Here is a 14,299-nt window from a genome sequence, read left to right on the forward strand (position 1 = left end):
AGCCTGAAATTTAAGGCTTCACCACCACCATCACTTGAATGGCTTCCGGCGTTACCGACAAGCCTTCCAGCAAGCCTAGGCCTTCTTTCTGCAATTTTTGCAGACGCGAAATTTCATCTTCACGGATGCTTGGGTTGAATTGCTTCAAGTAAGTCAAACGGTCAATTTCATATTGCCATTTGCTGCCATAAACTTCTTTTGCCTGCTGTTTAAAGTTTGGCAATGCCGCTTTGGCAATCTCCAGCGCTTGATTATAGCGTTCTTCAATCACGTCACGGCGCGCTTTTACCACTTGACGGCAGCTGTTGCTGTCCAAATGATGCAAATACGGTTTCAGAATTTCTGGCGCAATTTTTTGCGACAGGTCTTGGCCTTTTTCGCTGAGCAGTACACGTACCAATTGCTGCGGCAAGCTGGACGGCAAGTTCAGCGCTTTAGGCGCAATCACATCCACTTTAAACCACACTTCAATCAGCACCGAACCTTGCGGAAGCGCCGCTGATTTCAGCACCGCGACGTTGGTGCTGCCGAAACCTTGGGTGTTGATCATTTCCATCACGCTTTCCGTGAATGGATGCTCCAAAGTCAGGTATTGCGCATCTTCACGCAATTGCGCTTGGTCACGGTAGAATGTTGCAGTCATGCCATCTTCATCTAATGTCAGGCCTTGCACCTGCATTTGATCAGTTGGCTTAATGATGACCGTACCGTTGCTTTGCTCATCAAAATCAATATTAGTCGCCGCCATAAAGCGTTTCATAAACATTGGCAAAGTGGTGTTGTCGTCGTAATCTTCCAATGCAGTCACAATTTCCTGCGCCACAATTGGACGGCAAGAGTTGTATTCTAACAAGCGGTCACGGCCAGCCTGCAATTCAGCTTCCAGCGCTTCACGCTGCACAGAAACTTCTTCCAGCAAATCTTCAAACTGCTGGCCTAAATCTGCCAATAGGCAGTCTTTAAGGTTCACAATGAAGTTTTCCTGCAAGGTTTGCGCCGTCGGCGAAATATTGCTGAAAATGTTTAAGCCTTCGTTATACCAGCGGAACATGCGCTCTTGCGCAGTGCCGGATAAATACGGCACATGAATTTGAATGCGGTTTTCCTGGCCAATACGGTCCAAACGGCCGATACGCTGTTCCAGCACATCCGGGTTGGCCGGCAAGTCAAACAGCACCAGATCAGAAGCAAACTGAAAGTTGCGGCCTTCGGAACCAATTTCAGAACACAATAAAATTTGCGCGCCGTAAGATTCTTCTGCAAAGTAGGCTGCCGCTTGGTCACGTTCCAGCAGGCTCATGCCTTCATGGAACATCGCAGTACGGATGCCGGCATGCAGGCGAAGCACATTTTCCAGCGCTTCAACTACTGGCCCACTGCGGGCAATCAACAGCACTTTATTGTGTTTCAAATCTGTGCGCAGTTTTTCCATCAGCCACATCACGCGTGGATCATGTTCCATCCATGCGCCGTCCAGCTGCGCTTCTTCAGGCCACATTTGCTCACGCAGCTTGCCGTCTTTTGACCAGTTTTCCGGTGCCGGCAATGGCGCTGGCTGGCAGTCACGGCCCGGGAAGCCTTGAATCGCTTCGCGCGTATTGCGGAACAAAATACGGCCTGTGCCATGACGGTCTAAAATTTCGTGAATCGCGCGGAAACGCTGTTCCGGCGTATCTTCAATGCGCTGTCCCAATAAGGCTTCAACGGCATCTAAATGGCCTGCTTCCAGCGGAAAATCGGACATCAGCACTTCAGCAATTTTTGCTGTTTGCTGATACTGCTCTTCTTCATCCAAGAAACGGTCCAGCGAATTGAAACGTGATGGGTCAAGCAGGCGCAAACGCGCAAAATGGCTTTCGACACCCAGCTGCTCAGGAGTCGCTGTTAAGAGCAATACACCTGCCGTCTGCTGCGCCAATTCTTCAACCAGGTCGTAACGGTCGTTGCCGCCCTCTTCTTCATTCCACATCAAGTGATGCGCTTCATCGACCACCAGCAGGTCAAAACCGGCTTCTAAGGCTTGTTCACGCAAGTCATCATGGTCAATCATTAAATCAATGCTGGCGATGATGCGCTGTTCAGTCAAGAACGGGTTTTGATCTGGATCATGTTCTTTAATTGACGCTGTACGGGTCAAATCAAACAGAGAAAATTCAAGATTGAAGCGGCGGCGCATTTCAATCATCCACTGATATTGCAGTGAATCCGGCACTAAAATCAGGATGCGTTCAGAGCGGCCGGTTTTGAGTTGCTGATGAATAATCAGGCCTGCTTCAATGGTTTTACCCAAACCGACTTCATCGGCCAGCAAAACACGCGGCGCAAAACGCTTGCCGACTTCGTGGGCAATATACAGCTGATGCGGAATCAGGCCAACGCGCGAACCGACCAGGCCGCGCAATGGGCTAGACTTCATATTGGCCTGCATCAGCATGGCTTCAATACGCAAGTCGTACCATTCTTTATAGTCAATTTGACTCGCCAATAGGCGGTCTAAAGGCTTAGACAGCTGAATGTTCGCGCCAATACGGGTTTCATTCAGCGCTTTGCGCTCTTCAGTGCCGTCGGCTTGCGTGCGGATCACGTTATAGCGCAGCACGCCATTGCGGTCTTCAACCGATTCAACTGTCCAAGCTGTGCCTTCCTGATCCTGCAGCTCATCGCCTGCATTGAAGACAATGCGGGATAAAGGCGCATTGTGGCGCGCATATACCCGAGTCTCATCGCTTTTTGGAAAAAGAATGCTGACCGATCGCTCATCTACGTCAATGAGAACTCCTAATCCCAGTTCTGTTTCTGTGTCTGATAACCAACGTTGACCAATAGCGAACTGCTGCAATTTTTCCACCTTTTTCTTAAGTCAGGACTGCAAATTTATGATTCAAATCGTGTTTGATATTTGATCAAAAACCCGCACCGAATAGCAATAGATTTTGACATAAAGCCCACTAAAAAGTGAGCATCATTTTAAATGTTTAACAGGTATTTTCTAGAATGGCGCCGGACAGAAAAATTCAATCATTTTTTCTGCCGCAGGATGTTGAAAACTCAAGCGCTCTGCATGCAGGCAAAGACGCGGCATCAGCGCCTGATGCTGCTCATCTGCATACAGCGTATCCCCCACGATTGGGTGTCCTAAATACTGCATATGCACCCGCAGCTGATGTGAGCGGCCGGTAATCGGCGTCAGTTTAACCCGGGTTACAGGCACACCATTTATTTGGAAATTTTCAACCGCTTCCCAATGGGTAAGCGCTGGCTTATTGTGTGCAGGGTCTGCAATATGCAGTGGCGGACGTCTTGGATCATAGACCACGGGAACATCAACAGTGCCCTCGCCTTGCAACGTACCCGCCACAACAGCATGATAAGTTTTGGAGGTTTGGCGCTCTTGAAATTGACGGGAGATGCGGTTTTGACCTAAGCGGGACAATCCGAAAACCAAAATGCCCGATGTATCGCGGTCTAGGCGGTGAATCAGCAAGGTTTTCGGTTCTTCTTGAAGCAGGCGGCTGATGAGGCAATCCTGCAAATCTGGCGTTTTTCCTGGAACAGTGAGCAAGCCTGCCGGCTTATGAATCACCATAAAATCTTCATCACGATGAATCAGATGTTCTGTCAGGAAACTATTCAATGTTTAATCCAGGCCAATCGCGAAAACAAGGGCGCAATGATAAAAAGCTTAGCCAAGAAATACAATGCAAAATGGCCAATTTGATAATGATTTTTACGATTTAGCAGAAATATTTTTCCAATTATCTGCTTTTTAATTTTTAACCAGCAGAATTTGCAGCAAATCCTGCAAAGCAGGATGCTCAAAGAAATCTTCATAAGTGATATTTGCGCCATTGGCGCGCCATAAGCCAATCAGGCTGACCATCGCCACAGAGTCCAACCCGTACTGGCGCAAATCCACAGAAAGATCAATTTCGAGCGCTTCCATCTGCAGCTGTTCCGCTACCGCCAGCAAGATGCCTTTGACGGACAGCACATATTCTGTCGGCGCGCTTAAGCTCCATAAGCGGCTGATGCTGTAACTGTTCATATGATGGATGCCTTGCGCGGTGAGGCTATCCACCCATTGAATATGCAGCTCTTGATTGGGCAATAAAATAGCGTCATCAATAATGCAGATTTGCGCTGTGACGGTCATTAAATGCGGCAGGATCTGTTTCAGCAGCGGCGTGATCTGCCCTGCAATCATCAATTGCTGATAAGTGGACATCAGCTCGCCCAGCCGCTGCATGCCGTTCATCGCACCTGCACCGGATAAATCAACAATCGGAATATCCAGCGCTTTGGCTTTAGCCATGATGCTGTTTAAGTTTTGCATCAGCTCACTGTCTGAAAGTTCTCGGTTTGCCAGTAATTCACTCAGCCCTGCCACAGCCAAAACCGATTGTGTGGAGGCTGCCGCCCATTTTGCAGTGGAGGGTGCAAGTTGAATTTTCTTGGGCATGGAATACAGCATATGATCTCAGTGCAAATAAACGAACTTAATATGGGTATTCGGATGCTAACGCAGAATGAATCGCTGTGATTATTTTAGTGATGTGATTGCTTATTCTTTCAGCATGGGATGGGCTTTGATAGAAGGATATATTTTACAAGGTTCTTATTGCTTTACATTCAGTATACGAGATTTTATGTTAAATATGATTATTAAAATCAATAAAAATAACTTTTAATGGTATAAAAATGGTATAAATTGATAAATATTAAATATTATTGTTGAATAATTGGTGTTTTATGCTTCTAAGCTTTTCTTTTTCAAACTTTGCTTCATTTAAAAGTGTGCAAACTTTTTCTATGTTGGCATCGGAAAAAAATGTTGAGCATCCAGAGAATTTAATTGCTGGTAAAGTCTTAAAAAGCTCTTTAATTTATGGAGCTAATGCTAGTGGAAAAACAAATTTTGTCGATGCCTTCTATGACTTTAGAGATATCATGTTAGACTCAACAAGTTCAGAAGAAAAAGAGCCACAAATTAGCCAAACTTCACCATTTCTTTTGGATGACGAAAGTAGTGATGAACCCACTCAATTTGAAATTGTTTTCCAGGAAAATGCTGTAACCTATAGATATGGATTAGCATTCAATGAATTTGAAATATTAGAAGAATGGTTATACACAAAAACGGTAAGAGAGACAGAGGTCTTTTTTAGAGAGAAGCAAAAAATTATCTATAAAAAATCAAGATTTACAGAGCTTGATTCTTTTATTGAAAATGATGAACTTACTATAGATAAAACAATTCCTGTTGTTAGCGTTGCTGCACTATCTTCAAAAGAAATATGTAGAACTATTATTAATTTCGTGAAAAAAGTAAGAATTATTTCTGGGATTAATGAACGTGGTTTTAAAGCTATAACTTACAAATTATTTGAAGAAGATGAACAGTTTAGATCATGGGCCCTGAGCATCTTAAAAAATTTTAATATTCATAATTTAAATATTGAGCATATTAAAGAAGAATCAAGCCATATTAGGTCAAAAGTAACTCGATTAAAAGTAGAGGTAGTAAAAAAAACTAAGGATGGATTTGATGATTTCCCTATAAGTTTTGAGTCTGAGGGAACAAGAAAAGTTTTGTATCTTCTAGGACCTTTATACGATTCAATAATTTCAAATAACTTGTTGATTATTGATGAGTTTGATTCAAAATTTCATACTTTATTAACAAAAGAAATTTTAAAAATATTTCACCAATTCAGTAATAAAGAATCTCAATTAATAGCTGTTGTACAAGATTCTTGTTTAATGGATTCATCCTTATTAAGACCTGATCAAATTTGGTTTGTAGATAAAGATCAACTTACGAATGAGAGTCAACTATATTCATTGATTGAATATAAGATTAAAAAGAAAGAAAGCTATAGTAGTGATTACTTAGAAGGGCAATATGGAGCCATTCCATTATTTTCAAGTTACACTGAAATAGATGAGCTAATGAAAGGGTAAGCTAAAAAATGGTAAAAAGACCCTCTAAAGCTCCTTTAGGATCGAGTAATCGTAAGGATGGTACACGAGCTTTACAGTCCACAAATAGTGCTAACAATGTTCAAAATTTAGTCGTAATTAGTTTTTCATACTTTATAGATCAAGATACGGAATATTGTCAGTCTTTAAAAACATGGGAAACACTCAATTTACTTTCACTTATGAATATAGCATTTATCCAATTATGCAAAGAAAGCTCAGTAAACCCACAAAGAATTACCAAATATGGACACTATCCTGAAAGAGAAAAAACAAAGTTTCCTGTATGCCCTAAAAATTTATCTTCATCAGCAAACTGGTCATCATTGCGCTTACAAGGATCTGTTAGGGTAATTGGGATTATGGATAATAATATTTTTTATGTGGTATTTTTAGATAAAGATCATTTGTTTTATTTATCGCCAAAGAAGCATACATAATTAGGATTACCTGAACCAAATTTAGACAATTCCCCCGACATTCTGTCGGGGTTTTTCATATTTGATGCTTAGGTATCTCCTATCGTACCTCACATTCCTTGTATCTAATCTTGTTATTATTATTTGGAGCATCCTGATATCTATATCCCCATGATAAGAAATCAGCGTGAGGTCGTATAGTAGCAAAGGGCAGGAATTTTTGTGAGCAAATACGTACAAAACTGCTTAAATTTCACCCCAAAGGTTATCCGCAGAAATTGCGGGATAGTTTGAGCAATGGAAGGGTGGATAACATTCAAAATAGCAAGTTGGCTTCCTCACATGGAGGATCTTCAATGAAGTAGCGAGGAAACTTATACTTCATATTGTAGTTATGACTGAAAACATCTGAAAACTAGTAGGACATACAAAAAAATTACCTACAGACAGGCATTCACACATATTTTTTTGTTCTTTAAAGTTTTTCTAAAATTAACATCATACACGTTATGCGAAATGCTTTAAATTTTCTTTTTAGCATCAATTTTTTAGTAAAAACCATTCCAAGCTTAAGCGCAATGAAACGGCATTTTTATTGATATATCACGTTCCACGCATCATTAACTATGGAACTGAGACATCTGTATAAAGTTAAACTTACGAAACTTTATTAAAATAATTATACCTGCGCTAAAAACTTCTCAATCGCCTGCTGTGCAATTTCCGCATCCTGAAAAGACTTCACACCAGACACTCCCATTGCGCCAACCAGCTGCCCTTCATACAAAATCGGCTCACCGCCTTCCAGCATGCCGTTAAATGTCGGCATAGTCAGAAAGCCCATCTGCCCGCCTTTGATTAAATCTTCAAACAGTTTAGATGGCCGCTTGCTGACCGCTGAACATTTGGCTTTTTCCAAACATAGATTGGCTGTCATTGATGATGCCCCATCCATACGCTTCATTGCCAGCAAATTGCCGGTTTCATCCGTTACCGCAATGCTGACATTAAAACCATGTTCAATAGCATATTGATGCGCTTGATTCAGTAAAAATTCTGCATCGACCAAAGTTAAATAATGCTTAGTTTTCATTTAAAAATCCTTTTCTTAATACCTACTGAATCATGCGGAAACAATAAAGCCCGCAGCTGGCTGCGGGCTTTATTCTAAATCAGAATCAGCTGATTTAAATGAAAATTACTTCATTTCTGCAAAAACTTCTTTCGCCATTTCAATGGTAAACGCAATATCTTCATCGCTGTGCGCGCTTGAGAAGAAACCTGCTTCAAAAGCAGACGGCGCCAAGTTCACACCGCGCTGCAGCATACCGTGGAAGAATGTGCGGAAAGCGTCTACATCACATTTCAAAATAGAATCAAAACCAGTGATTTCAGTTTGATCCGTGAAATAAAGTCCAAACATGCCGCCGACTTGCTGCGTAAAGAATGGAATGCCCGCTTCATCTGCAGCAGCCTGTAGACCTGCAAGCAAGCCTGCCAATTTTTCAGTCAGCGTTTCATAGAAACCCGGCTGGCGCAGATGCTTGAACATTTCAATACCGGCACGCATGGCCAATGGGTTGCCTGACAATGTGCCCGCTTGATACACCTTGCCCAATGGCGCAATGCATTCCATCACTTCGCGTTTACCGCCAAATGCGCCGACTGGCAAGCCAGCGCCAATGATTTTGCCCAAAGTGGTTAAATCAGGCGTTACGCCATAATGCGCTTGCGCGCCGCCTAAGCCTACACGGAAACCGGTCATCACTTCATCAATGATAAAGACCGAACCATGCTCATCACACACATCGCGAATCGCTTGCAGGAAACCGTCAATCGGTTTCACCAAGTTCATGTTGCCCGCAACAGGCTCAACAATCACACCGGCAATTTCTGAACCGAATTTTGCAAAGCATTCTTTGAGCATTGCAATATCGTTATACGGCAGGGTTAAAGTGTGCTTCGCAAAATCTGCAGGCACACCCGCAGACGTCGCTTCGCCCTCACCTTTGGTCAGCAAGCCAGAACCTGCTTTTACTAAAAGCGAATCTGAATGGCCGTGGTAACAGCCTTCAAATTTCACAATTTTGTCACGGCCAGTATAGCCGCGCGCAAGGCGGATGGCGGTCATGGTCGCTTCAGTGCCCGAGTTGGTCATGCGCACCAATTCAATTGACGGCATAATTTCACAAATGATGTCCGCCAAAGTCGTTTCATGCACGGTTGGTGCACCAAAGCTTAGACCATCGACTGCTGCTTCCTGCACTGCTTTAATAATATCTGGCTGTGCATGGCCTAAAATCATTGGGCCCCAAGAACCGACATAATCTACATAACGTTTACCATCTACATCGTAAAGGTATGCGCCTTGCGCTTTTTCAATAAATACTGGTGTACCGCCTACACCATTAAATGCACGCACAGGAGAGTTCACACCGCCAGGTATATGTTTGCTGGCTTGTTTAAAAAGCTGTTCTTGTTTAGCAGATAAAGTCATGAAAAATACTCAACAAAAAAATTAAAACACAAATCTACAATTATGCTTTTTCAGCAAAAAGCTCTGACCAGTCGTATACACGCTGCCCGACAACAGACATCGAACGGCCCAGCACGTCACTGATGACAGCGCAAAGGTCTGCACCCGCTTCGATTACTTCGGCAGAGTTTTCTACGGTCAAACCGCCAATGGCGCAAATCGGGACATTCAGTTTCGCTTTGGCCTGCTTTAAGGTTTCAAGGCCAATATGGCCTGCTTCAGGTTTAGTCTCAGTCGCAAAAATTGCGCCAAATGCCACGTAATTAGCGCCATCCGCAATCGCCTGTTCTGCAAGCTCTATAGAATTATTGCAGCTGCGGCCAATTAAGACATTTTTTGGCAAACGCGCCACAGCATCTGCAATTGAACCGTCGTCTTGTCCTAAATGCACGCCTACACCGTAGTGCACCGCTGCTTCTAAATCATCATTAATCACAAATGGCACTTTGTACTGTGCGCATAGGTGTTTCATATAGCCAATTTCATAGTCCTGATTTTCTTTTGCAACATTTTTACGGCGATATTGCAAAACAGCGACTTCATAAGTCGCCATTGCGCCTTCCAGCTTCGCCAAAAGCAATTCAATAGGATCATCATTGGTAATTAGATATAAACCGCGCATACAACATTCACAACTTTTAAGTTGCCCCTATTATAGGCAGAACTCTAATAAGATTAAGCATTTCTTGCCATAAAAATACAATGTTCAGCATTATTCAGCGGCATTGCCCTCTTCATCCGCATAAAAGTGATAAATAAATTTTTTTTAACGCAAAATACCCAAATTTGGGGATATACACGGCTCATTGGGTTTGTACAATTAAACACATAAGAACAATAAAAAATAAACTTCATAAAAAAGAACTACGCGCAAGATTAGGCTTTTTGATGATTCAGCAAAACGTTTGGGGAACGTGAATCATCAAAAAGCCTGCCCTATTTTATCGATTCATCAACTTTGTAATAAAAATTTCAACAGCCTGTTTTTACATGATTTATAAATAAGCGGCATAAAAAAAGCCTAGAGAAAGGTCGCTCTAGGCTTGGAAAACATTGAATTTTTCAAGATCATGCTGAGTGTCTGATCTGGCGATAAAATTCATTCAATTATTTTTAAAGCAATTATTCTAAAAATGCAATATCAAACATACGCTACAAACTCAACCATTTGATAAAAAAATAAATTAATCCCAAAAATCTGAATTCAACCCAAGATCGCTTGCACTTTTCATCCATCACATGCTTTAAAAATACAGTAAAACCCGGCTATCAGCTTTCGATTTTATCCAGATCCCGATGTTTCAGGCTTAAATTTCCGCGCAGCACATCTGACAGCATGCGCCAATCCGAAATAAAGCTGTACAGCGGCTGCTTAAAGCTGGCAGGCTTATTTTTTTCAAAAACAAAATGCCCTACCCATGCGCAAGCATAGCCAGACAGCAATCCCAAGGCAAAATATTTTGCTTTGCGCTGGCGAATGCCTTTAGAAAAAAAATACAGACCGATCGTACTGCCGGCCACATGCAGGCGCCGGCTCATAATATTGCGGTGCTCTGTAAGATAAAAACGGTAGAATTCTGAATAATTGCTGATCGGCATGACAGCCTGAGGTTCAGATGGCGGTTCTTGCGGAACTGGAGCTTGAGCATTCATGGACATCATCCTGATGATTTTTAATCACCATAGCGCAAATTTCAGCCGCTGAAAAGCCAATCCCATGACCAGCTGGATAACCGGTTTAAAGCATTGCAAGCGGCAAATGAACATCGCGCCGCAGCTTGCTGCTAATCTCTGCTCGATTAGGCGCTTTAATCCTGCGTCAAGTCTTACATCAATTTTGTTTTTGGTTAGAATCAGTAATTAAAATGACAGCAAGGCATCACTGCAAGACATCCTTTCGCTCTGCAGCCACAATGGCGTAGCGCAATAAAGCGGATGAACCGCGGTCATGCCCAATATAAATTAGGACAGAAACATGGTTGAAGTTGAGTTGAAATTTCAAATTCCTGAAGCGCGCCGCACTGCGCTGCTCAAGGCAATTGATCCAAAAAAATCACAGCAGATTCAACTGAAAGCCAAATATTTTGATACGCCAGACCGTTTAATGGCGCAAAAGCATGCCGCTTTACGTCAGCGCCTTGAAGGCAGCCGCTGGATTCAGACCTTGAAAGCAGCGGGTAAAAGCCACATCGAACGCTTTGAACATAATCTAGATCTAGGCGAACTAGAACAGGCACCTGAGCTTAAACTCGACATTTATGCAGACCATCCAGAAGCGAAAACCGTCCTGCAAAATGCATTAGGGACAGAGCAAGATCAGTTAACCCTGCAATTTGAAACAGATATTACTCGAACTTTCCGTGTGATTGAATATCAAGATGCGCAAATTGAAGTGTGCTTAGATATTGGCTGTATCCGTACTGCATCTTCAGAACAGGAAGTACATGAAGTTGAATTTGAACTGAAAAGCGGTTCAATTCAGTCTTTATTGGCCTTTAGTTTTGAATGGGTTAAAAAATATCAGCTTTGGCTTGATGTGCGTAGCAAAGCTGAACTGGGCAATTTATTGGCAATGCAGCAGGCGGCTAGCCCGGCAACCCAATCCAAAGAGTTTGTGCTCAGCAAAAAAGACCCAGCCAATAAAAACCTGCGCCAGCTGGTTGCGCAGCAGCTGCAGCACCTACTGCCGAATATTGCCGCCATGTCTGCGCAAACCGCGTCGCAGGAACATATTGATGAAGCACAATTGGCGCTGCAGCACTTGCAGCTGACTCTTTCCCTCTTTAAGGATTGGAACAGTGATATCTCCGATAAATGGGGCTATCAGCTAGAAGCTTTTGAGCAGCAGTTTGCGCAGCTGCAGCATTTTGAACATATGCAAAACACGTTGGGCACTTTCTTGCAGAACCGTACAACGTCTGAGAGCTTGGCCAAAGACATTCTGTATGCCAAAGAAAAGCTGCATAATTTAGTGAAATCTACCCTGAATGTGCATCACTATTTAGAGCTAATGATGTTCAGCCTGAATACTCAAGATCAGCCGCAGCAGCATGACTTAAAATGGTATGCGCAAAATACCCTGCAAAATCAATATAAGGCGCTGCAGGAATGCCTGAATGAAGCGGATATTGCCAACTTTGAAAGCCTAGATGCGCTGGCGGCCAGAATTCAGGAACTGAAATTCAGTTTCCCAGTTTTAACCTCAATTTACGATGTCAAAAATCTGCAGAAATACAGCAAAGCCTTGAATGATGCGCAATTGGCTGCGAAAGAGTATCAAGTGCTGGCGACATCTGCCGCGTATATTCAGCAGACCGAACTGGAAGCCAGCGACTGGTTTGTCTTAGGCTGGCTGACCGCCAAGCAGGAAGTGTATGCGCAAAAGCTGCTGGAAGCGACTGAACAGTTTATGGTGAGCCGCAAGTTCATTAAATAATGCGCTTTTAATGTTCCTAACGACTCCGAAGCTTAGAATACAATCCCTATCACCTGCCAACGCTGGTGATACAGGTGCTGTTTCAGCTAAGAGCGTTAAACCAATGCGGGCATTCATCTGTCCGCATTTTTTATGCTGCCAGCATAATCCACATGTATATTTATTAATCAATTCATTCTATAGTTGAATCTCTTGCTGATGCGCCGCGGCTTTTATTTGAGCATAAGGATTGTACTGCGATGATAGAGATTGAGCTTAAATTTCAGATACCTGCGGCCAAACGTAAAGCCTTGGCCCGCGCTGTGCTACAGCAAAAGCCTGAACACGTTGAACTGCATGCCAAGTATTTTGATACCGCAGATCATTTTCTGCAGCGGCATCACATCTCGCTGCGTCAGCGCCAAGAAAATGGCCAATGGCGGCAAACCTTAAAAGCGCCTAAAAACCATCTTGAACGCATTGAAATCGAGACGGAGCTTGACAGTGAAGATCCCTCCCATGCAGCAGCGCTGAATGATGCTGACAGCCGCATTGATGTGCTGCCCTATCTGCAGCAAAAAAACCTGCGTAAGCTGCTCAAACCGCTTGTGAAAACGGCATGCAGCCTGCAATTCGAAACGCAGATCCGGCGCCAGCGCTTTATTCAGTTCATCCATTCCCCTCAAACCCACTCTCCTCCAGAAGACAATGGCGCGATCAATGCTGAAACAATCAATGCCAGCCAAATTGAAGTTTCTTTAGATCAAGGCCTGATTTTAGCCAATGGCAACAGCCATGAAGTATATGAAATTGAATTTGAACTGAAGCAAGGCAGCATTCAGGATTTAATTGACACGATCAAACCTTGGATCAAAAAATACGGCATCTGGCTGGACAGCAGCAGCAAAGCGCTTTGCGGTCAGCGGCTGCAGCAAGGCTTAAACACAGCGCCCGTACAGTATCAAACCGCCCTGCTGCTGAATCAACAAGACAACAGCCGCAGCGCGCTGCAAAAAATGACCGCCAATTGCCTTGAGCATCTGCTGCCAAACTCCAGCGCAATTGCACTGAATCAGTATCAGCCTGAGCATGTGCACCAAGCCCGTGTTGCAATACGGCGCTTGCGCAGCGCACTCAAAACCTTTGCTTTTGAAGCGCCGATTATCTCAAGAGCGGCCATTTGGCAGCAGCAGCTCGCAGACCTGTTTCGGCAGCTGGGCAGCACCCGCAACTACGACGCCCTCACAGAAAGCCTCATGCCTCAGCTGGCGGCTGCCGGTTCGCCCATCCTGCAGTTGCCGCCGGCACTGAATGAGACAGAGCAGAACATCAGCCTGATCTTTCAAAAACAGGAGACGGCTTTTCTGTTGCTGGAGCTGATTGCATTTGCGCATGCCGTGCCGCAAAAAAGCATCGAACTGGACAAAGCGTTGAAAAAACGGCTGCACAGCATGCATTCACGCATTTGCCAAGCCGCACTGCAGTTTGAACACCTGCCGGATGAAGACAAGCACCGTTTGCGCAAACGCGTTAAAACGCTGCGCTACAGCATCGAATTTGCAGCATCACACTATGAAAAAAAGGCTGTCAAAGCCTATTTAAAAGCGCTAAAACCCTTGCAGGAAGATTTGGGCCGCTTGAATGACCTCGCTGTCGCGCACGCTATTTTTGAGGCCGCGGCTGCTGAACAGCCAAAACATTGGTTTGTATTGGGCTGGATCGCGGCGGAAAAACAGCAGATCACCAAACACATCATGCAAAGCCTGAAAGCATTTCGCCAAGCCAAACCCTTTTGGTAAGCACCTATTCAGTTAAGCAAGCTAAATCAAGTAAGCCAAGTTCTGAGCTGCCGCAAAATCCCTCAGGCTCTTGCTATAGATTTGGCATAGGCCTGAAAATGATCGCTTTGAGCAGCACATATTTGAAGATTAGCAGTTGATTTTAAAACTA

Annotated in this window: 11 protein-coding genes; 4 read left to right on the top strand and 7 right to left on the bottom strand. The window is 43.7% G+C overall.

The features are described from left to right. Positions 1 to 10 precede the first annotated feature (10 nt). From rapA to ACE3T3_RS05805, 3 genes are all read right to left on the bottom strand, one after another. Entirely contained in the window at positions 11 to 2,848 is a 2,838-nt protein-coding gene (rapA, locus tag ACE3T3_RS05795) for an RNA polymerase-associated protein RapA (protein WP_374664962.1), read from the bottom strand. Between the two features lie 141 nt (positions 2,849 to 2,989). Next, on the bottom strand, positions 2,990 to 3,634 hold the full coding sequence (locus ACE3T3_RS05800; protein WP_374664964.1) for an RluA family pseudouridine synthase: 645 nt from the start codon (positions 3,632 to 3,634) through the stop codon (positions 2,990 to 2,992). A 132-nt stretch (positions 3,635 to 3,766) separates the two neighbouring features. Next, complete coding sequence (locus tag ACE3T3_RS05805) at positions 3,767 to 4,471, bottom strand: phosphopantetheine-binding protein (RefSeq protein ID WP_374664966.1); 705 nt, start codon at positions 4,469 to 4,471, stop codon at positions 3,767 to 3,769. Positions 4,472 to 4,749: 278 nt separating this feature from the next. Between ACE3T3_RS05805 and ACE3T3_RS05810 the strand changes: the two genes are divergently transcribed. Next, the gene (locus ACE3T3_RS05810; RefSeq protein ID WP_374664968.1) at positions 4,750 to 5,961 is read left to right on the top strand and encodes an ATP/GTP-binding protein; all 1,212 of its coding nucleotides are present in this window, start codon (positions 4,750 to 4,752) and stop codon (positions 5,959 to 5,961) included. An 8-nt stretch (positions 5,962 to 5,969) separates the two neighbouring features. Further along, on the top strand, positions 5,970 to 6,419 hold the full coding sequence (locus ACE3T3_RS05815; protein ID WP_374664970.1) for a hypothetical protein: 450 nt from the start codon (positions 5,970 to 5,972) through the stop codon (positions 6,417 to 6,419). Positions 6,420 to 7,077: 658 nt separating this feature from the next. Here the strand turns inward: ACE3T3_RS05815 and ACE3T3_RS05820 are convergent. The 4 genes from ACE3T3_RS05820 to ACE3T3_RS05835 form a co-directional block, all read right to left on the bottom strand. Next, entirely contained in the window at positions 7,078 to 7,491 is a 414-nt protein-coding gene (locus ACE3T3_RS05820) for a heme-binding protein (protein WP_374664972.1), read from the bottom strand. Positions 7,492 to 7,596: 105 nt separating this feature from the next. After that, on the bottom strand, positions 7,597 to 8,895 hold the full coding sequence (hemL, locus tag ACE3T3_RS05825; RefSeq protein ID WP_374664974.1) for a glutamate-1-semialdehyde 2,1-aminomutase: 1,299 nt from the start codon (positions 8,893 to 8,895) through the stop codon (positions 7,597 to 7,599). Between the two features lie 40 nt (positions 8,896 to 8,935). Then, a complete protein-coding gene (thiE, locus tag ACE3T3_RS05830; RefSeq protein ID WP_374664976.1) occupies positions 8,936 to 9,556 on the bottom strand; it encodes a thiamine phosphate synthase in 621 nt (206 codons plus the stop codon). A 647-nt stretch (positions 9,557 to 10,203) separates the two neighbouring features. Next, positions 10,204 to 10,587, bottom strand: coding sequence for an Mpo1-like protein (locus ACE3T3_RS05835; RefSeq protein WP_374664978.1), 384 nt, complete (start codon positions 10,585 to 10,587; stop codon positions 10,204 to 10,206). 322 nt (positions 10,588 to 10,909) lie between these two features. Here ACE3T3_RS05835 and ACE3T3_RS05840 point away from each other — a divergent pair, with 322 nt between their 5' ends. Next, positions 10,910 to 12,370 (top strand): CYTH domain-containing protein, encoded by a 1,461-nt coding sequence (locus tag ACE3T3_RS05840; RefSeq protein WP_374664980.1) that lies wholly within the window; start codon positions 10,910 to 10,912, stop codon positions 12,368 to 12,370. A gap of 239 nt (positions 12,371 to 12,609) precedes the next feature. Continuing rightward, positions 12,610 to 14,148 carry a CHAD domain-containing protein gene (locus ACE3T3_RS05845; protein ID WP_374664982.1) on the top strand — a complete coding sequence of 513 codons (1,539 nt, stop codon included), beginning with the start codon at positions 12,610 to 12,612 and terminating at the stop codon, positions 14,146 to 14,148. Positions 14,149 to 14,299: the final 151 nt, after the last annotated feature.

The sequence above is a fragment of the Acinetobacter sp. genome (assembly GCF_041919735.1).
Classification (GTDB): domain Bacteria; phylum Pseudomonadota; class Gammaproteobacteria; order Pseudomonadales; family Moraxellaceae; genus Acinetobacter.